18 protein-coding genes and 3 pseudogenes are annotated in these 22911 nt (G+C 63.3%); 2 read left to right on the top strand and 19 right to left on the bottom strand.

Translation table 11 applies throughout. From position 1 onward, the window contains the following. From recN to ACFQAU_RS13485, 15 genes and pseudogenes are all read right to left on the bottom strand, one after another. Positions 1-1670 (bottom strand): annotated as a pseudogene (recN, locus tag ACFQAU_RS13555) (DNA repair protein RecN). A 31-nt stretch (positions 1671-1701) separates the two neighbouring features. Further along, positions 1702-2568 (bottom strand): outer membrane protein assembly factor BamD, encoded by an 867-nt coding sequence (locus ACFQAU_RS13550; RefSeq protein ID WP_132444479.1) that lies wholly within the window; start codon positions 2566-2568, stop codon positions 1702-1704. 241 nt (positions 2569-2809) lie between these two features. Next, a complete protein-coding gene (gene lpxC / locus ACFQAU_RS13545; RefSeq protein ID WP_067626763.1) occupies positions 2810-3733 on the bottom strand; it encodes a UDP-3-O-acyl-N-acetylglucosamine deacetylase in 924 nt (307 codons plus the stop codon). 207 nt (positions 3734-3940) lie between these two features. Beyond that, positions 3941-5542 (bottom strand): cell division protein FtsZ, encoded by a 1602-nt coding sequence (gene ftsZ, locus ACFQAU_RS13540; RefSeq protein ID WP_120351371.1) that lies wholly within the window; start codon positions 5540-5542, stop codon positions 3941-3943. A gap of 173 nt (positions 5543-5715) precedes the next feature. Next, complete coding sequence (gene ftsA / locus ACFQAU_RS13535) at positions 5716-7050, bottom strand: cell division protein FtsA (RefSeq protein ID WP_067626767.1); 1335 nt, start codon at positions 7048-7050, stop codon at positions 5716-5718. 30 nt (positions 7051-7080) lie between these two features. After that, positions 7081-7962, bottom strand: a complete 882-nt coding sequence (locus ACFQAU_RS13530) for a cell division protein FtsQ/DivIB (protein ID WP_132444478.1) — start codon at positions 7960-7962, stop codon at positions 7081-7083. After that, positions 7950-8831: a D-alanine--D-alanine ligase gene (locus ACFQAU_RS13525; protein WP_240791584.1), complete on the bottom strand. Its 882-nt coding sequence runs from the start codon at positions 8829-8831 to the stop codon at positions 7950-7952. Before ACFQAU_RS13525 ends, ACFQAU_RS13530 begins: the two co-directional genes overlap by 13 nt. Before the next feature lie 126 nt (positions 8832-8957). Beyond that, entirely contained in the window at positions 8958-9905 is a 948-nt protein-coding gene (gene murB, locus ACFQAU_RS13520) for a UDP-N-acetylmuramate dehydrogenase (RefSeq protein WP_386282864.1), read from the bottom strand. Positions 9906-9944: 39 nt separating this feature from the next. After that, the gene (locus ACFQAU_RS13515) at positions 9945-10244 is read right to left on the bottom strand and encodes a hypothetical protein (protein WP_067626773.1); all 300 of its coding nucleotides are present in this window, start codon (positions 10242-10244) and stop codon (positions 9945-9947) included. Continuing rightward, positions 10241-10506 (bottom strand): annotated as a pseudogene (locus ACFQAU_RS13510) (DUF2484 family protein). Before ACFQAU_RS13510 ends, ACFQAU_RS13515 begins: the two are co-directional and overlap by 4 nt. Next, positions 10503-10754 (bottom strand): DUF2484 family protein, encoded by a 252-nt coding sequence (locus tag ACFQAU_RS13505; protein WP_120351375.1) that lies wholly within the window; start codon positions 10752-10754, stop codon positions 10503-10505. Before ACFQAU_RS13505 ends, ACFQAU_RS13510 begins: the two are co-directional and overlap by 4 nt. Next, positions 10751-12112 carry a UDP-N-acetylmuramate--L-alanine ligase gene (murC, locus tag ACFQAU_RS13500; RefSeq protein WP_386283926.1) on the bottom strand — a complete coding sequence of 454 codons (1362 nt, stop codon included), beginning with the start codon at positions 12110-12112 and terminating at the stop codon, positions 10751-10753. Before murC ends, ACFQAU_RS13505 begins: the two co-directional genes overlap by 4 nt. After that, entirely contained in the window at positions 12027-13289 is a 1263-nt protein-coding gene (locus ACFQAU_RS13495; protein WP_386282858.1) for a UDP-N-acetylglucosamine--N-acetylmuramyl-(pentapeptide) pyrophosphoryl-undecaprenol N-acetylglucosamine transferase, read from the bottom strand. Before ACFQAU_RS13495 ends, murC begins: the two co-directional genes overlap by 86 nt. Further along, positions 13289-14455 (bottom strand): putative lipid II flippase FtsW, encoded by a 1167-nt coding sequence (ftsW, locus tag ACFQAU_RS13490; RefSeq protein ID WP_067626783.1) that lies wholly within the window; start codon positions 14453-14455, stop codon positions 13289-13291. Before ftsW ends, ACFQAU_RS13495 begins: the two co-directional genes overlap by 1 nt. A gap of 185 nt (positions 14456-14640) precedes the next feature. Further along, positions 14641-15168 carry a peroxiredoxin-like family protein gene (locus ACFQAU_RS13485; protein ID WP_132444476.1) on the bottom strand — a complete coding sequence of 176 codons (528 nt, stop codon included), beginning with the start codon at positions 15166-15168 and terminating at the stop codon, positions 14641-14643. Positions 15169-15279: 111 nt separating this feature from the next. Here ACFQAU_RS13485 and ACFQAU_RS13480 point away from each other — a divergent pair, with 111 nt between their 5' ends. Then, positions 15280-16455, top strand: coding sequence for a BaiN/RdsA family NAD(P)/FAD-dependent oxidoreductase (locus ACFQAU_RS13480; protein WP_132444475.1), 1176 nt, complete (start codon positions 15280-15282; stop codon positions 16453-16455). Positions 16456-16464: 9 nt separating this feature from the next. Here the strand turns inward: ACFQAU_RS13480 and murD are convergent, their stop codons facing one another. Continuing rightward, positions 16465-17865, bottom strand: coding sequence for a UDP-N-acetylmuramoyl-L-alanine--D-glutamate ligase (gene murD, locus ACFQAU_RS13475; protein WP_132444474.1), 1401 nt, complete (start codon positions 17863-17865; stop codon positions 16465-16467). 74 nt (positions 17866-17939) lie between these two features. On the opposite strand from murD, the gene ACFQAU_RS13470 reads away from it, so the two are divergent. Continuing rightward, complete coding sequence (locus ACFQAU_RS13470; protein ID WP_132444473.1) at positions 17940-18866, top strand: glutaminase; 927 nt, start codon at positions 17940-17942, stop codon at positions 18864-18866. A 4-nt stretch (positions 18867-18870) separates the two neighbouring features. Here the strand turns inward: ACFQAU_RS13470 and mraY are convergent, their stop codons facing one another. From mraY to ACFQAU_RS13455, 3 genes and pseudogenes are all read right to left on the bottom strand, one after another. Beyond that, the gene (mraY, locus tag ACFQAU_RS13465; RefSeq protein WP_120351382.1) at positions 18871-19953 is read right to left on the bottom strand and encodes a phospho-N-acetylmuramoyl-pentapeptide-transferase; all 1083 of its coding nucleotides are present in this window, start codon (positions 19951-19953) and stop codon (positions 18871-18873) included. 39 nt (positions 19954-19992) lie between these two features. Next, a pseudogene (locus ACFQAU_RS13460) lies at positions 19993-21425 on the bottom strand (UDP-N-acetylmuramoyl-tripeptide--D-alanyl-D-alanine ligase). After that, positions 21422-22903 (bottom strand): UDP-N-acetylmuramoyl-L-alanyl-D-glutamate--2,6-diaminopimelate ligase, encoded by a 1482-nt coding sequence (locus tag ACFQAU_RS13455; RefSeq protein WP_132444471.1) that lies wholly within the window; start codon positions 22901-22903, stop codon positions 21422-21424. Before ACFQAU_RS13455 ends, ACFQAU_RS13460 begins: the two are co-directional and overlap by 4 nt. Positions 22904-22911 lie beyond the last annotated feature (8 nt).

Below are 22911 nucleotides of genomic sequence, written 5' to 3'. Positions count from 1 at the left end.
TTAAGAAGTCGTCGCGCCCTGTTGCCCGTTAAGCAATGCCTCGGCTGCCGCGCGGGCGGCATCGGTGATGGTATCGCCCGCGAGCATCCGCGCGACTTCGTCCACCCGTTCTTCGGGGGCGAGTGCCGTGACCGTTGAGGTGGTCATGCCCTTGGCAACCGATTTGGCCACGCGCCAGTGATGCGCGCCCAATGCCGCGACCTGCGGCGAGTGGGTGACGACCAGCACCTGCCCCTCAGCCGCCAGCGCCTTCAGGCGGCGGCCGACGGCGTCTGCGGTGGCGCCCCCTACCCCGCGGTCGATCTCATCAAAGATCAGGGTCAGGCCCGATTGGCTTTGTGTCAGGCAGACTTTCAGCGCCAAGAGGAACCGGCTGAGTTCCCCGCCCGAGGCGATCTTGCCCAAAGGCCCGGCAGGCGCGCCGGGGTTGGTCGCCACAGTGAAGGACACTGCATCGCGCCCCTCGGGGCCTGCGGGCTCGTCGGTCAATTGGGTCTGGAACACCGCGCGCTCCATCTTGAGCGGGGCAAGCTCCGCCGCCACCGCCTTGTCGAGTTTGACCGCCGCCTTACGGCGTTTCGTCGTCAGTGCTTCGGCGCGCTCATCGTAAAGCGCCTGTGCGTCGCGAACGGCTTTCTCCAACCTTTCCTGCGCGGCCTCACCCGCATCAAGCGCATCGAGTTTGGCGCGCAGCGTGTCGGCGAAACCGGCCAATTCATCGGGCTGCACGTCATGTTTGCGCGCCAAGCCGCGGATCGCAAAGAGCCGCTCTTCGCAGGCTTCCAACTCATAGGGGTCGAACGACATGCCGTCGATCGCATCGGCCACGCCGGACATTGCTTCGTCCAGTTCGACCATAGCGCGGTTCAGCGCGGCAAGCGGACCTTCCAACGCGCCTTCGGCCTTGTCGGCGACGCCATCAAGCCAGCGCAGCGCGTCGCCCATGGCGGTTTCTGCCCCGCCTTGGCCCAACAACTCATAAGCGTTGACCACATCGCGGCGGATTTTTTCGGCGCCCTGCATCTGGCGGCGGCGGGTGTCGAGGGTGGCTTCCTCGCCCGCTTCGGGGGCGAGCTTGTCCAGTTCCGCCACCGCATGGCGCAGGAACTCTTCTTCGGCGGCGATGGCCTCGCGTTCGGCGGCAGCAGCGGCGGCCGCTTTGCGCGCCGCACCAAGGGCCGTCCAAGCCTCCCGCACCGCTGCAATCGCGCGGTCATTCCCGGCGTAATCGTCAAGGATGGCGCGGTGGCCGCGCGGGTTCAGCAAGCCGCGATCGTCGTGCTGGCCGTGCAGTTCCACCAATGTTTCAGACAGGCGCCGCAGTACCTCGCCCGAGCAGCGGCGGTCATTTACCCAAGCGGTCTTGCGCCCTTCGGAGGTGTTGATGCGGCGCAGGATCAATTCGTCCCCGGCAGGCAGACCCGCGTCTTCGAGCACCGCATGGGCCGGGTGGCCGGGCGGCAGGTCGAACCAAGCGGTCACTTCCCCTGTGCTGCCCCTTGGCGCACCAGATCGGCGCGACCGCGCCATCCCAGAACAAACCCAAGTGAATCCAACAAGATAGACTTGCCCGCGCCGGTCTCACCGGTGAGCACGTTCAACCCCGGCTGGAAGCCAAGCTCCAGCCGGTCGATGATCAGCATGTCCGAAATATCAAGTCCGCGCAGCATCTAGAACCGTCGGATGGGCAACCCCACCCCCTTAAAGCCACTCGCCCTTGATGGTCTGGCGATAGGCTGCACCCAGCCAGTTGTCCTTGTAGAAGGCCGGCGCAAGGCCACGCCCGGTCAGCAGTTTGTAGCTGTCCTCATACCACTCAGAGCCACGGTAGTTGTGGCCAAGGATGGCCCCCGCCGTCTGCGCCTCATGGTTCAGACCCAGCGACAGATAGGCTTCGACCAAACGGTGGAGGGCTTCGGCGGTATGGGTCGTGGTTTGGAAATCCTCGACCACCACGCGGAAGCGATTGATCGCGGCGGTATAGTGATCGCGGCGCAGATAGTAGCGGCCAATCTCCATTTCCTTGCCCGCCAGATGGTCAAAGGCGAGGTCGAATTTCAGGATCGCAGAGCGGGCATATTCGCTGTCGGGGTAGCCTTCGATCACGGCGCGCAGGGATTGCAGCGCTTGGAAGGTCAGTCCTTGATCGCGGCCCACTTCATCGATCTGGTCATAATAGCTCAGCGCCAAGAGATACTGCGCATAGGCGGCATCATCTTCGGCCGGATAGAAATCAATGAACCGCTGCGCGGCGGAGCGGCTGTTGGGGTAGTCCTGATCTTTGTGATAGGCGAAAGCCTGCATGATCAGCGCGCGTTTCGCCCATTCGGAATAGGGATAAAGGCGCTCGATCTCGGCGAAATAAAACGCCGCCTCACCGGGGTTGTTGTTGGTCAGCTCATATTCGCCGCGCTCAAAGATTTGCTCGGCTGAATAGGTCTCAAGCGGGATTTCCTGCGGGTTGAAAAAGCTGCCGTCCGATCGTCCGTCACCACCGCCGCAGGCTGCCAATGTCGCGACCAGAAGCACCGCACTGATCGTCCGCTTGCGCGATCCTGCTACCGTCATGCCCGCACCCCTTGCATCGTCCAACCCATGGTCTTTGACCCTCTTGCGCATGTGACTAGCACAATAATCTGCGTTGCAAAACGCCCATTCCACCCCCGCCCGCAGCCGGGTACGCGGTGGCGCATCGCTGGGTCAGGCATGTCACTTCGGCTTAGTGAATACAAGGCATTGGCAGGGCGTTCAATGGCACTTCGCCGCCTAAGCGCCCTGCGGTTTACGGTGTTTCTGACCTGCTGCCAGATCAAGCAACCTGCGGGATTTCGCCCCAGATCAACCCGGAGCCCGGCAACCGTGCGGTTTGCGCCGCGTCACAGGCCACCAGACGCACGGCATCCGGTGTGGCGAAGAGCGCGCGCAGCAGTGTGTTGGTCAGCGAATGGCCCGCGCGTTTGCCTTCGTAATGGCCCAACAGCGGTGCACCCGCCAGCGCCAGATCACCAAGCGCGTCAAGCATCTTGTGGCGCACAGGCTCATCCGCGTGGCGCAGACCACCGGGGCTGACGACCGCATCGCCGTCGAAAACCACCGCGTTCTCGCCCGCTTCACCGCCGAGCGCCAGACCATTGGCCTGCATCGCTTCGACATCGGCCTGACGGCAGAAGGTGCGGCTGTCGCAAAGTTCGCGTGCAAAAGAGCCGTTGTTCATGATCAGCGACTTGTGCTGTTGACCGATGGCCGCATCGGCAAAATCAATCTCAAAGTCGATCTGCAGCGTGTCCGCCGGAGAGATCGTAGCCGTCGCATCACCGTCTTGCACGCTCACGGTTTTGAGCACTTCAAACGCCATCACAGGGGCCGCAAGCTGACGCAAACCGCGCTGCATGATGCCGCGCACGAAAGGCAGGGAGGAGCCGTCGAGGATCGGCACTTCGGGGCCGTCGATCTCAATCAAAAGGTTATGGATGCCACAGCCAGCAATGGCCGCCATCAGATGCTCAACGGTAGAGATCGACAGGCCAGTGGGGTTTTCCAACTTGGTGCAGAGCGGCGAGCGGTTCACCGCGTCCCAGCGGGCGGGGACCAGTCGGTCGCCCACGGCCACATCGCTGCGCGAGAACCAGATGCCATGGTGGGCGGAGGCCGGGCGCAGAGTCACCGTCGCAGGCTGACCGGAGTGCAGGCCTGTGCCAGAAAAACTTACTGCTGATTTGATCGTTGTCTGCACCGGGTCATCCTCAAGCTTCGAACATCTTCTTGTGTGTTGAACTCTGGATTAAGGCGCTGGTTCGTTTTGCTCAACTCAATCTTTGCAACGGTCTGAAACATGCCCGTAACATTTGGGCGCTAGCGTGCCGACCTTATTACAAAACCTTGTTATAAAACGAAAAAGGGCCGCCCTAAGGCGACCCTTTCGTCATCTATCGTGATCGGATCAGTTGGCCTGACGGCGCAGGAACGCGGGGATTTCAATGCGCTCCTGATCGGGATCGTTGTTTTCTTGCGGCTGCGGAGCAGCTGCAGAAGCGCGAGTCTGCACCGGAGGCTGCTGGCGCGCAGGGCGGGCCTGTGCTTCGCCTTCGGCGTGGCCGGTCATCCGGTTGATTAGAGAGTTGATGCCAAAGCGACCTTTGTCGCCCTGCTCACCCTGCTGCTGCTGGGCCTGACGGTGCTGTTCGGGCGCTGCTTTTTGGGCGGCGGCGCGCAGGCGGGCCAGTGCTTCGGGGGACGGCGTGCCGGGTGTCGGGGCGCGCGGTGCAACGAAGGCTTCGGGCTCGGCCTCAATGGCTTCTTCCTGACGCGGCTCGAATGCGGCCACCTCGGGCTGATAGGCCGGAGCGGGCAGACCGTCGTCATCTTCGACAACGTTCTCTTCTTCATACTGATCCTGGACCGGCTGAAGGTCTTGGAACAGTGCGGCTTGCTCAACTTCCTGCTTCATTTCGGCAGCAACCGGCGCGGCGGCAGGCGCTTGCGCGGCAGAGACCGGCGCCACATCGTCAACCGACACGTTCTGGCGCAGCGGCTGGCTCATGGAGCGGCGCGGGACCGGCATTTCGGTGTTCACATCGGTGGCGTCGATGCCGGTGGCGACAACGCTGACGCGCATCAGGCCACCAAGGCTTTCGTCCAGCGTGGAGCCGACGATGATGTTTGCTTCGGGGTCAACTTCTTCGCGGATGCGGTTCGCCGCTTCGTCGAGTTCGAACAGCGTGAGGTCGTGACCGCCGGTGATGTTGATGAGAACGCCCTTGGCACCGCGCAGGCTGATTTCGTCCAGCAGCGGGTTGGCGATGGCTTTCTCGGCGGCTTGGATGGCGCGATCTTCGCCCTCGGCCTCGCCTGTGCCCATCATCGCTTTGCCCATCTCGTCCATCACGGCGCGCACGTCGGCAAAGTCGAGGTTGATCAAGCCCGGACGAACCATCAGGTCAGTCACGCCCTTGACACCTTGGTAGAGCACGTCATCGGCAAGCGAGAAGGCTTCGGTGAAGGTGGTTTTTTCGTTGGCCAGACGGAACAGGTTCTGGTTGGGAATGATGATCAGCGTGTCGACGACCTTTTGCAGTGTCTCAACGCCGTCTTCGGCCTGACGCATGCGCTTGGCACCCTCAAACTGGAAGGGCTTGGTCACGACGCCAACGGTCAGAACGCCCAGCTCACGCGCGGCCTGCGCGATGATCGGTGCCGCACCCGTACCGGTGCCGCCGCCCATGCCTGCGGTGATGAAACACATATGCGCGCCAGCAAGGTGGTCGACGATCTGCTCAATGCTTTCTTCGGCAGCGGCGGCGCCAACGCTGGCACGGGCGCCCGCGCCCAGACCTTCGGTAACCTTGATGCCCAGCTGGACGCGGTTTTCGGCCTGTGCCTGCTGCAGCGCCTGAGCGTCGGTGTTCGCCACGACGAAATCAACACCATCAAGCTGCTTCTCGATCATGTTGTTGACCGCGTTGCCGCCTGCCCCACCAACACCAAAGACGGTGATACGGGGTTTCAGATCATCTTGTCCTGGCATTGAAAGGTTGAGTGTCATGTGCTGTCCGCCTGTCCAGTTATCCGCGTTCTGCGGGAGTTTTTCGACCAAATTTACCCGACCCTACCGGGCTAGGGCCGGATCGTCACCTAAAAAACATCGATTTGACGCTAAATATGGGCAGAAACTTGCCAGTTTCCGCCTTATCTCGGGTGTCTCACCCGATATTGCGGTCACCAGTTGTCTCTAAACCATTTGACGGCGCGTTTGAGCGACCTGGACGGATAGCGGTCGGCGGGGATGTCGAAATCCCACCATTCGTCCTGCGGATGCGCCGCAAAGAGCGCGAGGCCCACCGAGCTGGCAAAGCCCGGCCCTGTTGCGGCCTGCGGCAGCCCATGCACGCGCAGCGGACGGCCCAGACGGACCTGCTGGCCAAGGATCTTGCTGGCCAGCCCATCAAGCCCCGGTATCTGGCTGCCTGCGCCGGTAAGTACAATCTGTTGGCTTGGCAGATGGTCGAAACCGGCAGCATCCAGCCGAACGCGGACCTCTTCGAGGATCTCTTCGACGCGCGGGCGCATGATGCCGATCAATTCGGCCCGGCTGGCGGTGCGGCGGTCGTGCTCATAATCGCCCGTCTCGCCACCGATCTCGATCATGTCGCGGTCGTCCATGCCGGTAGCATGCACGCCGCCGTAGAAGGTCTTGATCCGCTCGGCGTTGGCCATCGGCACTTGTAGGCCCATGGAGATGTCCGAGGTGACGTGATCGCCGCCCATACGCACGGTATCGGCATAGATCATGTGTTTCTTGATGAAGATCGACACGCCAGTGGTACCACCGCCAAAGTCGATACAGGCCGCGCCGAGTTCCTGTTCGTCCTCAACCAGCGCCGAGATGCCCGATGCATAGGAGGACGACGCGATCCCGGCCAGTTCCAGATCACAGCGTTTGATGCAATGCGCGAGGTGTTGGACCGTATCGGCATCGACGGTGAGCATGTGCATATCCACCGACAGGCTGTTGCCCAACTGCCCGCGCGGATCGGCCAGACCGCTGCGGTGATCCAGCGCAAAGTTCACCGGCTGGGCATGCAGCACTTCGCGGCCCTCGCCGTATTCCGGCACGTCACAGCCCGCCAGCACGCGCGCCACGTCTTGCTCCGAGACCGACTGCCCCTCGAGCTCCACCGAAGCGTCGAGCCCATAGCTGCGCGGCTCCCCGCCCGAGAAACAGGCGATAACGTGATCAACCCGGATGCCAGCCATCTTCTGCGCGGCCTGAAGTGCGGTGCGGATCGCGCGCTCGGTCTCGCCCATGGCGCAAATCTCACCAAAGCGCACACCGCGCGAGCGGGTGGTCGCCGCCCCGATGACCCGGAACCCCGACTGCCCGGCCAGCGAGCCGATGTCGCCATTCTCTCCGTCATGGGTAATGCCGTCAAAACGCAGCACCAGACAGGCGATCTTGGAACTGCCCACGTCCAAAATGGCCACCACCCCGCGCTGGATCGCCAATTTGCGCATGTGCCGCATCGAACGCTGACTGTCGTATAGGTCCATCATTTCGTTACTGTCCCGATTCCAATGGCCATCTTACTGGCCGGAAAGCTGCCTGATGTGCCACCATTCGCGGGTGGCATCTTCGTTCATTCTGAGGGTTGGTCTTGCCGCCAACCGCATATCCACACGCGCCACATCCCGCGTGAGGACTTCTTGTGCGCCTTCCAGCGCGATCACCCGTTCCAGCGCTTGCAGCGCGTTTTCTTCGGGCAACATGATCGTCTGATTGCGGTCCAACACCACGTCCCAGCGGCGCCCACCCACACGGACCAAGCCGCGCAGCCGGTCACCCAAAACATTGGCGGCCCCAATCAGTTTGAGCGCTTCCGGCACCGCTTTGGCGGCCCCTGCCCCGGCGATCAGGGGCAGATCCGCATGATCGCGCCGTGCCCCGATCCGTGCCACATGCGCGCCAGTGTTGTCCACCAGCGCCAGCCCGGTCTCACTGCGCCAGACGGCCACAGGCACGCGCGGGGTGACGTCGATTTGCAGCACGCCACCAGGGCGGATGCGGACATTGGCCTGTCTGACCCCATCGATATCGGTGATCTTTTCGCGGATCTGCGGCAGGTCGAGGTCGAAGGAGGACAGCGGGAATTCCAGCGGCAGCGCGGTGCGAATTTCAGACGACAGCAGGTCGCTTGCGCCGTCGATGGCCATGAGCTTGACCATGAACTCCGGCCGCTCTTCAATGCTGGCGCGGACATCGGCGATTGCCTGCACCACGGTGCCGCGGCGCTCTTCGTCGGCCATATAGATCGTGCCTGCCAGCAGGCTTAACGTAAAAGGCAACCCGACGCGCAGGGCAAAGCGAAAGCCGGGCGTCAGCATCAGCCGCTGCATGCGCCACGACCACCGCGAGGGGGCGGGATCGGCTTTGCCAGCCTCCGGGCGGCGGCGGATCAGCGATCGCATGAGGCATCCTCCACCATCCAAGCGCAAAGCTCAGGGAACGAGATGCCGCAGGCCGCGGCCTGTTCGGGCGTCAGCGAGGTGGCGGTCATGCCGGGCTGGGTGTTGGTCTCAAGCAGGATCAGCCCCGCAGGCCCCCGCGCCTCGTCCCAGCGGAAATCGGTGCGGCTGATGCCTTTGCAGCCAAGCGCCACATGGGCGCGGCGGGCATAGTCGAAACACAGATCGGTAATCTCTTGCGGCAGATCGGCGGGCACCACGTGGCGCGAGCCGCCGGGCTTGTATTTCGCGTCGTAATCATACCAGCCGGTGGTGATGATATCCGTCACGGCCAGCGCACGGTCGCCCATCACGGTGGTGGTCAGCTCACGCCCCGGCGCAAAGGTCTCGACCATCACCTCGGCGGGCATGTCTTCGGACAGCTGCGGCGGGCCGTTATTTTCCTCGGCCACGAGGTAGACCCCAACCGAGGAGCCTTCGTTGTTGGGTTTGACCACATAGGGCGGCGCCATCACATGGGCTGCCATCACATCGGCCTTGGGGGCGATAACGCTTTCGACGACCGGCAGCCCCGCATGGCGGAACACATCCTTGGAGCGCTGCTTGTCCATCGCGAGAGCCGAGGCGAGCACGCCGGAATGCGTGTAAGGCAGTTTGAGCCACTCAAGCAGACCCTGCACACAGCCATCTTCGCCCCAACGGCCATGCAGGCAATTCAATACGGCATAGGGCTGAAGATCAGTCAGGACAGCTGCAAGATCGCGGTCGGCTTCGACCTCGATCACGTTATATCCGCCATGTTCCCGCAAGGCAGCGGCGCATGCACGCCCACTGGACAGGGACACCTCACGCTCGGCCGAGGGGCCACCCATCAATACCGCCACTGTCGGGGTTTGTCCGCTCGACTTACCCACCAAAGTGCCTCTTCGCCTCGGACCGTTTGCGGCCCCTATCATTGTTTTCTTTGCTTTGCCGTGACTTAGCTGATGCCCGACGGCTTAGCTTTGCGACACCGGATCACCCAATTTTTCACCGACGCGCTTAATTTCCCATTCTAGCCTTATACCGCTTGAAGCGTAAACCTTTTTTCGCACCTCTTCGCCCAATGACTCTAGATCATGGGCCGTGGCACTGCCGGTGTTGATGAGGAAATTGGAATGTTTCGGGCTCATCTGTGCGCCCCCCACGGTGGCCCCGCGCATCCCGGCGTCGTCGATCACCTTCCACGCCTTCAGGTCGTGTACATCGTCTGCCTTCCCGGTCGAAGAGAACCCCGCCGGATTGCGAAAGGTCGACCCGGCGCTGCGGTCCTTGGTCGGCTGGCTTTCGTCGCGTTTGGCAAGCTGCTGTTCCATCCGGGCGTGCAACTCCTCAGGCTCCCCTTTAGGCGGCGCAAAGGTTGCCCCGATCAACACCGCACCGGGCGACAGATCGCTTTGTCGGTAACGGAAATTGAGGTCATCCGCCGTAAGGGTCACCACCTCGCCCGCGCGGGTCACAGCCTTGGCCGAGACGAAATGATCCGCCGTGTAGCTGCCATAACAGCCCGCGTTCATGCGCAAAGCCCCGCCGATGCTGCCGGGAATGGTGCGCAGAAAGGTCAGATCAAGCCCCGCATCCGCCGCCTTGCGCGCCACATGAGCATCCAGCGCCGCCGCCCCCGCGGTCACCCGATCACCCGCAATCTCGATCCCGTTGAAACCGCGCCCCAACCGGATTACCACAGCCCGCAGTCCGCCGTCGCGCACAATCAGATTGCTGCCCACGCCCATGGGGAAAACCGTGATGCCCTGCGGCAAGCGGCGCATGAAAAGGCACAGGTCCTCCACATCGGCGGGTTGGAACAGATAATCCGCAGGGCCGCCAACGCGGAGCCATGTCAGGTCGCTCAAGGCGCGATTTGGGGTAAGCCTGCCGCGCAGGTCGGGGATATTCAGCGTCATCATGGCGCCGGACTTAGCGCATTTAACAGGCGGGGCAAACCATCAAGAAGACGGCGGATCGACGCGGCTCTCACGCCAGCGTTTCGCCACCCGCCCGGCCAGCCAGCCCAGACCGAAACCGCCCACCGCATAGAACAGCACCGAAAGCTGCGCCAATAGCGCATGCGGCTCAAACACCCGCGCATCCAGCCCGAAGACCATCCACGATGCGTTAAGCCCAAGGCCAACCGCCAGCACGATAAAGAACCACAGCACACGGCCGCGATAACCGGTCCAGAGACAGGCGATCATCCAGATTGCAAAGACGGTCAGCAGCGCGGCAAGGGTCGGTGTCAGGGTCATTCCGCCGGGCCTTTGATCCGCCCTGCCCCTCGGCGCAGCCAACGGACGAAATAGACCACCGGCCAGCGCAGCACCGAACAGCCCCCGCCAACACCAGCATGCCCAGCCATGGGCCGTGCTGCGCGGTGACGAAACCAACGATGGGGATGCCCACGGCGATCAGCAGATAGGCGCTGCGCCAGTGGAAATCTTTGCTGGGGGTCATGGCGAGGATATTGGCGATCACAAACCAGAAACAGGCGAGGATGAGAGACAGGCTCATTTCGGCAGCTCTGGTTTTTGGCCCCGCAGCCGCGCCCAGAGATAACGCAGCGGATTGCGGAACATCGACAGGAAAGCCAGCAGAGCCAAGAGCGCAAAGGCCCATGAATGCGTCACACCGATGGCGACGATCAGCACCGGTGCGGCGATCAGCAAGATCACCCCCGGCAGGTATTGAGAGCGCAGCGGCAGCATGGCCACTGTCACGGCGGCGAAGACCCAAAGGATCGACAGCCACACGAGGGTCACGCGGCGGCCTCCTTGGCCGCGCGCAGCGCCTCGGGCAGGTCATTGGCCCAGCCGCTGATCGTACCCGCCCCAAGGCAGACCACCATATCGCCCGGTCGCGCCTCGCGACGGACCAATTGCGTCAGCGCCTCGGCATCCTCGACCGCATAGGCGTGGCGATGCCCGTGCTGGATCAGCCCGGCGACCAGCCCGTCGCGGTCGGCACCGGGGATCGGCTCTTCGCCCGCGGCATAGACATCGGCGATGCCCACCACATCGGCATCGTTGAAACAGGCGCAGAATTCGTCGAAGTGATGCGACAGGCGGGAGTAACGGTGCGGCTGGTGCACGGCGATCACGCGGCCCTCGCTGGCCTGCCGCGCGGCTTTGAGGACGGCGGTAATCTCAACCGGGTGGTGGCCATAGTCGTCGATGATGGTGACCCCGTCCACTTCGCCCACGCGGGTAAAGCGGCGATTCACCCCGCCAAAACTGCCCAAAGCTGCGCGGATCTCTTCCAGCTTCATCCCAAGGTGCCGCGCCACGGTCACCGCCGCCAGCGCGTTCGAGACGTTGTGATCGCCCGGCATTGGCAGGGCGCAGTCTTCGATGACCATGCCTTCGGATTGTAGATGCACATCGAAATGCGCCACGCCGTCTTTGTAATGCAGCCCCACCGCGCGCACATCGGCCTGCGCGTTGAACCCATAGGTCATGACGCGGCGGTCGGTCAGCTTGCCCACCAGCGACTGCACTTCAGGGTGATCGGTGCAACAGACCGCCAGCCCATAGAAGGGGATGTTGGAGACGAAGTTTAAAAACCCCTGCCGCAGCGTGTCGAAGTCGCCCCAATGCTCCATATGCTCGGGGTCGATGTTGGTGACGATGGCGATGGTTGCGGGCAGCCGGTTGAAGGTGCCGTCGCTCTCATCGGCCTCGACCACCATCCATTCGCCCTGCCCCATCCGCGCGTTGGAGCCATAGGCGTGGATGATGCCGCCGTTCACGACGGTAGGGTCGATGCCGCCCGCGACCAGCAGTTCGGCCACCAGCGTTGTGGTGGTGGTTTTGCCATGCGTTCCCGCCACGGCGATGTTGGACTTAAGCCGCATAAGCTCGGCCAGCATCTCGGCTCGGCGCACGACGGGCAGGCCACGGCGGCGGGCCTCGTCCAATTCTGCATTGCCCGGTTTGATCGCCGAAGAGATCACGACCACGGCCGCCCCTTCGACATTCTCAGCCGCTTGCCCCTCGAAGATGCGCCCGCCTAGCTCGGCCAGCCGCACGGTGATCTTAGTGGTCTTCAGGTCCGATCCCTGCACCTTGTAGCCGTGGTTCAGCAGAACTTCGGCGATGCCAGACATGCCGATGCCGCCGATGCCGACGAAATGGATCGGGCCGACATCGGTCGGCAGTTTGGTGGCGGCGGCGTTCATTGGGGTTTTCCTCTTCTGCGGGGGCCAGCGTGCCTTGGGCGGCAAGCTGTTCGACCATATCTGCCAATGTCTCGGCCGCGTCGGGTTTGCCGACCGACAGCGCGGCCCGCGCCATCTGCAACGCCCCATCGGGCATCTCAAGCACCGCGAGGATTTGGTCGGTCATGATTTCGGGGTTTGCCTTGCGTTCGGGCACCATGATCGCGGCCCCGGCATCAACCAGACCGCGGGCATTGGCGCTTTGGTGGTCACCTGCCGCAGCGGCAAAGGGGATCAGGATCGACGGACGCCCGATCACCGACAGATCTGCCACGCTGGAGGCACCCGAGCGGCTGATCACCAGTTGCGCTTCGGACATGCGGCGGGGCACATCGTCAAAGAAGGGGCGCACATCGGCGCTGATGCCAGACTCGGCATAGTAGTCTGCCACCCGCTGGCCGTCTTCGTCGCGGGCCTGATGGCTGACGCGGATGTTGCGGATCATGTTCATCGGCAGCGCGGCCAGCGCGGGCGGCACCACGTCGGACAGGATGCGCGCGCCTTGGCTGCCGCCCATCACCAAAACTTCCATCGGATAATCCCCCGGCGGGATATAGGCGGCCCCGGCACGGTCCAACACGGCGGCGCGCACAGGGTTGCCCACATGCCAGCCCTGCACGCCCTCGGGCAATTTCGTGGGCCAGATGCCGCAGGCCACGGCGTGCACCCGCTTGGCAAAGATTTCGTTCACCCGGCCCAGAATGCCATTTTGCTCATGGATCATTCGCGGCATCCGCAGCGCCCATGCAGCGCCAAGTGCGGGGATCGAAGGATAGCCGCCAAAGCCCACCACGACCGAAGGCCGGTCGCGCAGCATATTCAACCCCGAGCGGACCACACCAGCCGCGATGCGGAACGGCACCAGCGCCTTGGCCACCACGCCGCCCCGGGCGAAAGTGGCGCTGCTGATCTGGCTGATCTCAACCGCTTCGGGAAAGCCACCGGTATAGCGCGCGCCGCGAGCATCGGTGCTGAGCTTCACCCGCCAACCGCGTTTCAGCATTACCTCGGCCAAAGCCTGCGCGGGAAACATATGCCCACCGGTCCCCCCGGCGGCGATGATCAACAGTGGGGCGGCCATCAGCGGCGGCCCCGGCCCAGAATGTCGCTGATCTCACCCTGCGGGCGCGAGCGGGTAAAGGCGAGGAGCATGCCCACGGCAATGCCGCTGGCGATCACCGAAGAACCACCATAGCTCACGAAGGGCAAGGTCATGCCCTTGGCGGGCAAAAGCCGCACTGCCACACCCATGTTGATCATCGCCTGTACTCCGAATGTGCAGGCCAGCCCGGTTCCGGCCAGCCGGATGAAGGGGTCACGCTCGCGCACCAACCGCAGCAGCGAACGGACGACCACGACAGTATATAGAGCGATAATGCAGACGACCATGATAAGGCCATATTCTTCGGCGGCGACGGCGATGATAAAATCGGTATGCGCGTCGGGCAGCGACCATTTCACCTCGCCCTCGCCGACGCCCACACCAAACAGCCCGCCCTCGCGGATGGCGTTGGTGGCATAGCCAAGCTGGGTTGTCGGATCGACATCAACGCTGAGAAAGCCGTCGATACGCCGCGCGAAGTGTTCGGAGTTGGAGTAGGCAAAGGTGCCCGCCAGAACGACGAGCCCCGCCATGCCGACCAGCAGCACCATAGGCGCGCCGGCCACGAAATACATCACGCCCCAGCCAAAGAGCACAAGACAGGCCTGCCCAAAGTCGGGCTGCATCGCCAGCATGAGCACGATGGAGATACACAGCGCAAAAGACCAAGACTTACCCGGAGGGCCGTTGATCTCGGTCGCGGCGGCCATCATCCATGCGGCGGCCACCATGAAACCGGGTTTCAGAAATTCCGATGGCTGGAACGAGGCGAACCCCAGCGAATACCAGCGAGTCGCCCCCTTGCCAAAGTCGGTGCCGAAAAAGGGCAGCAGCGCCAACGCCACGAATGAAAGAACAAACCCCAGCACCGCCAAGCGCCGCACCAGCGTCGGCGACATCATCGAGGTCAGCAGCATCGCCACCAGCGCCAATCCGCCAAAGAACGCCTGCCGCTGCACATAGTGAAAGGCATCAAAGCCATTTTTCGCCGCCAAGGGCGGTGAGGCGGCGAGCCCCAAAAGCATGCCGACAGCAAACAGGATCAACACGCAGGACAAAGCCCAGCGGTCGACCGTACGCCACCATTTTGGAAGGATCGGTTCACCATCCCGTACCGGGACCGCGCCATAGACCATCTCTGTCATGGGTATCTGCCTTAACTGCCTCAACGGCCCCTTTGCGGGGTCTCATCCGGGAAGAATAGCCCGAATTGTTATATGAAGCTAGTGCATTTCACCCCGCAAAGGCAGGCGGGGCAAGCGGGGCCGTGCAAGGCCCCGCCGCCGGGCGGTCTGGCCGCCCTTTCAGGTCGTCGCCTGTGGTCGCCCTATCAGGCGGCCTTGTGGGTGCCGCGCACCGGGTAGCCTTTGTCGCGAACGAACTTGAGGCCGTTCAACAGCCCCTCCAACTCGGGCCGCGCGAAGGGCGCGTTAGAGATGTCGACGATCTGCAGCTTGCCTTCGTCGTTGATGACAAAGGTGGCTGGTTCGGCGAAGGGCCGGTCGGTCTCCTGCGGGCTGCGCGGGTCAGAGATGTAGAGGCCAAGATCGGCCATCTGTTCGAGGCTCAGATCATAGCCGATGGGCAGGGTCAGGCCGTCTTCTTCGGCCATGGATTTGGCCTTTTCCTCGGGGTCGCCCGAAACGGCGATCACATCCACACCGATCTCATGAAACTGGCTTTGCAGCTTTTCCAACTGGGCGAGGTACTTTTTGCAGATCGGGCAGTGCAGCCCGCGGTAGACCACCACCAACTGCCAGTCGCGCCCCTCTTGCGGTTGGCCCAAGGTCAGCGTGCCGCCGCCGAGTTTGGCCACATCCATCTTCGGGAAATCCTGTTCTGCGGTCAATTTGGTCATTCTCTGCTCCTGTTCGAATTGCGTCTTGCCTCCAGCTATGCCGCCAGCGTGAACGGACAACCACTCTCACGTCTTCTTGACCGGGCCTTCGCATTCGGGCAGAGCGCGCCCATGCAAGTTGATACAGCCATCATTGGAGCCGGAGCCGCTGGCATGATGTGCGCGGCCCACACGGGCGGGCGCGTGTTGGTGGTGGACCATGCCAAAGCGCCGGGCGAGAAAATTCGCATCTCGGGCGGCGGGCGGTGCAATTTCACCAATATGTATTGCGAGCCGCAGGCGTTTCTCAGCCAGAACCCGCATTTCGCCAAATCCGCACTGGCGCGCTATACCCAGTGGGATTTCATCGAACTGGTCGATCGCCACGGCATCGCGTGGCATGAGAAAACGCTGGGCCAACTCTTCTGCGATACCAGCGCGAAAGAGATCATCGCCATGCTGCGCGGGTTGATGCAGCAGGCCGGGGTTGATCTGCAGTTACAAAGCAGCGCGCGCAATTTTGAGAAGGTTGACGGGCAATTCACCTTCGACCTGCAAACTCCTGATAAGACTATTAAAGTCACCGCGCGCACCCTCGTGATCGCGACGGGCGGCAAATCGATCCCCAAGATGGGCGCGACCGGCATCGCCTATGACATCGCGCGCCAGTTCGGCCTGAAAGTGACGGACACGCGCGCGGGGCTGGTGCCTTTCACCTTTGCCGAAGGCCGCTTTGCGCCGCTGGCCGGTGTGGCCACCCCTGCCCGTATCACCGCCGGGGCCACTGGCTTTGACGAGGCGCTGCTCTTCACCCACCGTGGCCTCTCTGGCCCCGCGGTTTTGCAGGCGTCGTCTTACTGGCAAGAGGGCGCGCCGATCACGGTGAACCTTGCCCCCGAGGGCACTCTGTTGGACGCCCTGCGCGATCAAAGGCAGCTTGCGGGGCGGCGGAACTTTACCACCATCCTCGCGCAGCACCTGCCCTCGCGGTTGGTGGACTATTTAGGCCAAGAGTTTGACCTCTCAGGCAACTTGGCGGATTGGTCCGACGCGCGGCTCATCGCCTTTGTGGAGGCGTTGCAGAACTGGCAATTGCACCCCGGCGGCACCGAAGGCTATCGCACGGCTGAGGTCACTTTGGGCGGTGTGGATACCGATGCGCTCTCGTCCAAAACCATGGCGGCGAAGGACGTGCCCGGTCTCTATTTCATCGGCGAAGCGGTGGACGTGACCGGCTGGCTCGGCGGGTATAACTTCCAGTGGGCCTGGTCCTCGGGCATGGCCGCGGCGCGGGCGATTAGCGGCTAGGCGCGCGGATTACTCCGAGAGTGCCTTTTGCACCTGCGCCACGAAATCCTCACCACGCCGTTCGAAATTGTCATATTGATCGAAACTTGCCGCAGCCGGGGCGAGCAGGACAACATCGCCTTCCTCCGCCTCTGCCGCAGCCCGCGCCACGGCTTTCTCCATCGTGCCGCAGACTTCGGCTTCGGTCGTCAACTGCATGGCGAAATGCGCGGCCTCGCGGCCAATGACATAGGCCTTGCGTACCGCGCCTTGGGCCTCTGCCAACCCTTTCAGCCCGCCCTCTTTCTCCAACCCGCCGCAGATCCAGCGGATGTTGCGGAAAGCGGCCAGCGCCTTGGCCGCGCTGTCGACGTTGGTGGCTTTGCTGTCGTTGACAAAGCGCACGCCATTCGCCTCGGCCACGGTCTGGCTGCGATGGGGCAAGCCGCCGAAACTGTGGAACGCCGCCTCAATCACGCGCGGGGCGAGGCCAAGCGCGCGACAGGCGGCATAGGCCGCACAGGCGTTTTGATGGTTATGCGAACCCGGCAGCCCCTGAATGCTGCGCAGATCGATCGAGCCGACCTGTTTGCCACGGCGGTATTCGCTCAAGAACCCCTTTTTGGCAAAGACCTGCCAGCCGGGGCCAGAGAGTTTGGTCTCCGCACTGATGCGGATCACCCGGTCATCGCTTGGTCCCTCGCTCATTTGCCCGGCGAGGAAACGGCCCTCGGCCTCGTCCACACCGATCACCGCGCGGTCTGGCCCGCCTTCGGAGAACAGCCGACGTTTCGCGGCGTAGTAGCCGCCCATGCCCGCGTGACGGTCCAAATGGTCTGGGCTGAGATTGGTAAAGACCGCCACATCAGGCGTTAGCGCGCGGGCAAGTTCGGTCTGATAGCTGCTGAGTTCCAACACCACGACCTCGCCATCCACGGCAGGGTCGAGGTCCAAGACCCCGCGCCCGATATTTCCCGCCAATTGGCAGGGCCGCCCGACATGCTCAAGAATATGATGGATCAACGCCGAAGTGGTGGATTTGCCGTTCGAGCCGGTCACCGCCACGACGCGCGGTGCGACATCGTAGTGATCCCATGCCAGTGTCGCAAAACTTTGGAAAAACAGGCCGATGTCATTGTCCACCGGCACGCCTGCGTCGAGGGCAGCGGCGACCACCGGGTTCGGCGCGGGGTAGAGGTGCGGAATGCCGGGGCTGACGATCAGCCGGGTGATTTTATCAAGCGCGCCGGGGGTGTTGAGGTCGACACAGGCGAACCCCTCCCGCTCGGCCCGTGCGCGTGCTGCCGGGTCATCGTCCCAACAGCTGACCTTGGCCCCGCCCGCCTGCAACGCGCGTGCCGCACTCAGGCCCGAGCGGCCCAATCCCAGCACCGCCACGCGTGCGCCTTCCAAGCCCTGTACTGGAATCATCTGCAATCCCCTGATACCCGTTGACCCCAGAATGGGGGCATGATGCGCTCATCACAAGCCAGAGGTCGCCAAAGATGTCCAGCCCCGCGAAACCCGACCTAAGCGATGTGTTGCCGCGCCTCAATGACATGATGCGCGAAGACGACCATTGGGGCGACGTGGCGGCCTATATTCCGCAACTGGCTACGGTGGACCCGGCACAGTTCGGCATCGCGGTGGTGACGGCGGATGGCCAGTGCCATGTGGCGGGCGATACGCAGGTGCCCTTTTCGGTGCAGTCGATCACCAAGGTCTTCACGCTCGCCATCGCCCTTGGCCGGTCGGGCGACCAACTGTGGCACCGTGTGGGGCGCGAGCCTTCGGGGCGGGCGTTCAACTCCATCGTACAGCTTGAGCAGGAACAGGGCCGCCCGCGCAATCCGTTCATCAACGCGGGCGCGATTGTTACCACTGACGAGGTTTTGGGCAACCGCGAGCCGCGCGAAGCACTGGCCGAGATCATGCGCTTCGTGCGGGAAGCTGCGGGCACAGATGACATCCACATCAACGACACCGTCGCCGCATCAGAGACCGATTTCGGCCACCGCAATTTCGCGCTGGCGCATTTTCTAAAATCCTACGGCAACCTCATCAACGCGCCGGAGCGGACGCTTGGCACCTATTTCCACCACTGCGCGATGGAGATGACGGTACAGCAGCTTGCCATGGCGGGGCGCTTCCTGATCGAAGCGCCGGACGTGCCGCGCTTGGTCGCGCCAAGCCGCATCCGGCGGCTGAACGCGCTGATGCTGACCTGTGGACATTACGATGGGTCGGGCGATTTTGCCTACCGCGTGGGTCTGCCGGGCAAATCCGGCGTGGGCGGCGGCATTCTGGCCATCGTCCCGGGGCGGGCCAGCATCGCGGTCTGGTCACCGGGGTTGAACCGTTATGGCAACAGCCAAAAGGGCACCGAAGCACTGGCCCTTTTGGCGCGTCACATGGATTGGTCGATCTTCTAAGCGCTTAGCGCACCTTGAGCGTCGCCAGCCCCAGCAGGGCGAGGATCAGCGAGATGATCCAGAAGCGGATCACGATCTGCGGCTCGGCCCAGCCCTTTTTCTCATAGTGGTGGTGGATCGGTGCCATCAGGAAAACCCGTTTGCCGGTGCGTTTGAAGTAAAGCACCTGCACGATGACCGACAGCGCCTCGACCACGAAAAGCCCGCCGACAATCGCCAGCACCAGCTCGTGTTTCGTGGCCACGGCAATCGCGCCCAAAGCGCCGCCGAGTGCCAAGGAGCCGGTGTCGCCCATGAAGACGGCGGCGGGCGGCGCGTTGTACCACAAGAACCCGAGGCCGCCGCCGAAGAGCCCTGCAGTGAAGATCAGGATTTCCCCGGTGCCCGGCACGTAATGCACATCGAGATAATCGGTGAAGTCCACCCGGCCCACGGCATAGGCAATGACGCCGAGCGCGCCTGCGGCAATCATCACCGGCATGATGGCCAAGCCATCCAGCCCGTCGGTAAGGTTCACCGCATTGGCCGAGCCGACGATGACGATGATCGCGAAGGGCACAAACAGCACGCCGAGGTTGATCAGCGTGTCTTTGAAGACCGGCAGGGCAAGTTGGTACTGCAACTCTGTCGGATGGTATTGCGCGGCCCAGTAGCCGGCGATGCCCGCAATAAGAAAGCCCAGCAAAAGCCGCACCTTACCCGGTACCCCATCGGTGTTTTGCTTGCTGACCTTGGCGTGGTCGTCGGCATAGCCGATGGCGGCAAAGCTCATCGTGACGAAAAGCACGAGCCAGACGAAAGGATTGTCGAGCCGCGCCCAAAGCAGGGTCGAGGTCAACAAGGCCCCCACGATCAGCAGCCCGCCCATGGTGGGAGTGCCCGCCTTGGCGAAGTGCCCCTCGGGGCCGTCATCGCGGATCGGTTGGCCCTTGCCCTGCCGTTTGCGCAGCACTTCGATCAGCGGTTTGCCAAAGATAAAGCCAAATACCAATGCCGTCAGAAACGCCCCGCCCGCGCGGAAAGTGATATAGCGAAACAGGTTAAAAAAATCGCCGCCATCCGACAGCAGCGTCAACCAATAGAGCATATATCGCGTCCTAACTCATCATGTGGGGTGAATCGCCGATCAGGCGGTCGGGACCGGATGGCCCATTTTGCGGATGGCGTCAACAATACCGCCCAGCTTCATCGAAAGCGACCCTTTGATCAGCACGACATCGCCGGAATCGAGACGTGCGCGGAGTCCTTGCAACATCTCTTCGGCGGTTTCCGTCCAATCGCCACGCTGGTGTTCGGGCAGGTTGTCGTAGAAGGCTTTCATCAACAGGCCGACGCAATGCACCACGTCAAGCGCGCGGGTAGCCTCCAGATCGGCCAGCCCCGCGTGCAGCGCCACGGCCTCGGGGCCGAGTTCTTTCATATCGCCGACAAAAGCGATCCGCCGCCCCTTGCTGACGCGCCCGATGTCATGGGTCACTTCCGAGGCCGCCAGCACCTCTAGCGCCGCGGCCATGGAGGTCGGGTTGGCGTTATAGCTGTCGTCGATCAACTCCAGCGCCAGATAGGTATCCACGGGGTCCAGTTGGATGCGCTCTCGCACCCCGCGTCCGGCATAGGGCGACCAGCGGCCCAACGATTGCACCGCCAGCGCCCGATCCGCGCCAAGCGCCTCGGCCAGTGCCAGTGCGCCGAGCGCGTTCATGGCAAAGTGCCGTCCCGGCGTGGCGATTTTATATAGCAGCGGTGCGCCTTCGACCTCGGCTTGGGCCACGGTGGCATCGCCCTGCACCTTGACCTCGCCCAGCTTGTAATGATGCCCCTTCTGGCCGAAGGTCGTCTCTCGCAGGCCCCGGTCCACGGCTTTGGACAATACGATATCGCTGTGCGCGTGGTCGGCGTTGATCACCGCCACGCCGCCCGGCTCCATGCCGTCAAATATGCTGGCCTTTTCCACCGCGATGGCAGCGACATCCTTAAAGGCTTCGAGGTGCACGGCGGCAACATTGGTCACCATCGCCCCGTCGGGCCGCGCCTGTTTGGCGAGCGGTGCAATCTCTCCGGGGTGGTTCATGCCGATCTCAATCACCGCATAATCGGTATCGCGTGGCATCCGCGCGAGTGTCAGCGGTACGCCCCAATGGTTGTTGTAGCTGTCGACGCTGGCATGGGCGCGACCCTGATCGCCAAAGATCGCCAGCAGCATTTCCTTGGTCGAGGTTTTGCCAACGCTGCCGGTCACCGCCGCCACCTTGGCCTGCGGACCAAGCCGGGCGCGCCCTGCCCGGCCAAGCGCTTCGAGCGCTGTTTGCACATCATCGACGATCAAAAGCGGCGCATCTTGCGCCACGCCTTCGGGAATATGGGTCACCAAAGCCGCTGCCGCGCCATTATCAAGCGCTTGCGCCACGAACTCATGCCCGTCCCGCGCGGCCTTGAGGGCCACGAAGAAATCGCCGGGCTGCAAGGTCCGCGTGTCAATCGACACACCGTTGCAGGCCCAATCGCCCTGCGCGTGCCCCCCGTGGCTTCCGCCGCTTCTGTCGCTGTCCAAAGGCTCATGCCAATCTCCCGTCCAGTGCCGCCACGGCCACGCTGGCCTGTTCCACATCGTCAAAAGGCAGCACGTCATCGCCAACGGTCTGCCCGGTTTCATGGCCCTTTCCCGCGATCAGCAGCGCGTCGCCCGGCTCCAAAGCATCGACGCCGCGCAGGATGGCTTCTGCCCGGTCGCCAACCTCCATCGCTTCGGGTGCGCCGCCCAGCACGGCGGCACGGATGCTTGCCGGGTCTTCGCTGCGCGGGTTGTCGTCGGTGACAATCACCATATCCGCATTCTCGGCCGCTGCCTGCCCCATCAAGGGGCGCTTGGCCCGGTCTCGGTCCCCGCCCGCGCCCACGATGGCAACGAGCCGTCCCATGACATGCGGGCGCATGGCGGCGAGTGCGGTGGCCACGGCATCGGGCGTATGGGCGTAGTCCACAAACACCGCCGCGCCATTGTCGCGGGTGGCGGCAAGCTGCATCCGGCCCCGCACGGTGGTGAGATGCGGCAGTGTGTCAAAAACCTCTTGCGGGTCGGCCCCGCAGGCGATGACCAGCCCGGCGGCCAGCAACACGTTATCGCCCTGAAAACCGCCGATCAGATTAAGCCGCTTTTGATAGGTCTTGCCGCGCCAGCTAAAGCGCAAGTCTTGCCCGGTTGCGTCGAAACGCTGGCCCTGCAAATGCAGATCGCCCCCGTCCCGGCCCACGGTGATGACCTCACAGCCGCGCGCACGGGCGATGGCGGCGATGTCGACGCCTTTTTCGTCGTCAATATTGACCACTGCGGTGCCGTCTTCGGGCAAGGCGCGGGCGAAAAGCGCGGCCTTTGCGGCGAAATAGGCCTCGAATGTTTCGTGATAATCAAGGTGGTCTTGGGTGAAGTTAGTGAACCCCGCCGCCTTGAGCGTCACCCCGTCCAAACGGCGCTGGTCAAGCCCGTGGCTTGATGCCTCCATCGCCGCATGGGTGATGCCGTTCTGTGCGGCCTCGGCCAGCGTGCGGTGCAGGGTGATCGGCTCGGGCGTGGTATGCGCCAGCGGTGCGGCCCATGCGCCCTCGACCCCGGTGGTGCCAAGGTTCACGGCAGGCAATCCCATCTCAACCCAAATCTGGCGCACAAAGGTCGAGACCGAGGTTTTTCCGTTGGTGCCAGTCACGGCAATCATCGTGGCGGGCTGGCCGCCGAACCACAGAGCCGCCGTCCGCGCCAGCGCTTCGCGCGGCGAGTCGGAGACCACCAGCGCCGCGTCAGAGCCCGCCAGTTCCTCGGCGGCGAGTTTCGCCCCTGCCGCGTCGGTCAGCACCGCCGCCGCGCCCATCCGCAGGGCGTATTGAATGAACTCTGCCCCATGCACGCGGCTGCCCGGCATGGCGGCGAAGAGCGTGCCTTCGCGGACCTCACGGCTGTCCACGGCGATCCCGGTGATCATGGGGTTGGCCCCCGCCCGCGCTGTCAGCCCGAGGGAGGAAAGGGGTACGGCCCGGTCGGTCATAGAGATGT

This window comes from Sulfitobacter profundi (genome assembly GCF_042661425.1).
Lineage (GTDB): Bacteria > Pseudomonadota > Alphaproteobacteria > Rhodobacterales > Rhodobacteraceae > Sulfitobacter > Sulfitobacter profundi.
The sequence above is the reverse complement of the archived record's forward strand: the minus strand, read 5'-3'. Positions and strand labels throughout refer to the sequence as shown.

Bases quoted from the DNA above. Each gene is read 5' to 3' on its own strand.
- ACFQAU_RS13550 (WP_132444479.1), bottom strand. From the start codon at position 2,568: ATGACGGTAGCAGGATCGCGCAAGCGGACGATCAGTGCGGTGCTTCTG.
- ftsZ (WP_120351371.1), bottom strand. From the start codon at position 5,542: ATGACACTCAACCTTTCAATGCCAGGACAAGATGATCTGAAACCCCGT.
- ftsA (WP_067626767.1), bottom strand. From the start codon at position 7,050: ATGATGGACCTATACGACAGTCAGCGTTCGATGCGGCACATGCGCAAA.
- ACFQAU_RS13530 (WP_132444478.1), bottom strand. From the start codon at position 7,962: ATGCGATCGCTGATCCGCCGCCGCCCGGAGGCTGGCAAAGCCGATCCC.
- ACFQAU_RS13525 (WP_240791584.1), bottom strand. From the start codon at position 8,831: ATGGGTGGCCCCTCGGCCGAGCGTGAGGTGTCCCTGTCCAGTGGGCGT.
- murB (WP_386282864.1), bottom strand. From the start codon at position 9,905: ATGATGACGCTGAATATCCCCGACCTGCGCGGCAGGCTTACCCCAAAT.
- ACFQAU_RS13515 (WP_067626773.1), bottom strand. From the start codon at position 10,244: ATGACCCTGACACCGACCCTTGCCGCGCTGCTGACCGTCTTTGCAATC.
- ACFQAU_RS13495 (WP_386282858.1), bottom strand. From the start codon at position 13,289: ATGGCCGCCCCACTGTTGATCATCGCCGCCGGGGGGACCGGTGGGCAT.
- ftsW (WP_067626783.1), bottom strand. From the start codon at position 14,455: ATGACAGAGATGGTCTATGGCGCGGTCCCGGTACGGGATGGTGAACCG.
- ACFQAU_RS13485 (WP_132444476.1), bottom strand. From the start codon at position 15,168: ATGACCAAATTGACCGCAGAACAGGATTTCCCGAAGATGGATGTGGCC.
- ACFQAU_RS13480 (WP_132444475.1), top strand. From the start codon at position 15,280: ATGCAAGTTGATACAGCCATCATTGGAGCCGGAGCCGCTGGCATGATG.
- murD (WP_132444474.1), bottom strand. From the start codon at position 17,865: ATGATTCCAGTACAGGGCTTGGAAGGCGCACGCGTGGCGGTGCTGGGA.
- ACFQAU_RS13470 (WP_132444473.1), top strand. From the start codon at position 17,940: ATGTCCAGCCCCGCGAAACCCGACCTAAGCGATGTGTTGCCGCGCCTC.
- mraY (WP_120351382.1), bottom strand. From the start codon at position 19,953: ATGCTCTATTGGTTGACGCTGCTGTCGGATGGCGGCGATTTTTTTAAC.
- ACFQAU_RS13455 (WP_132444471.1), bottom strand. From the start codon at position 22,903: ATGACCGACCGGGCCGTACCCCTTTCCTCCCTCGGGCTGACAGCGCGG.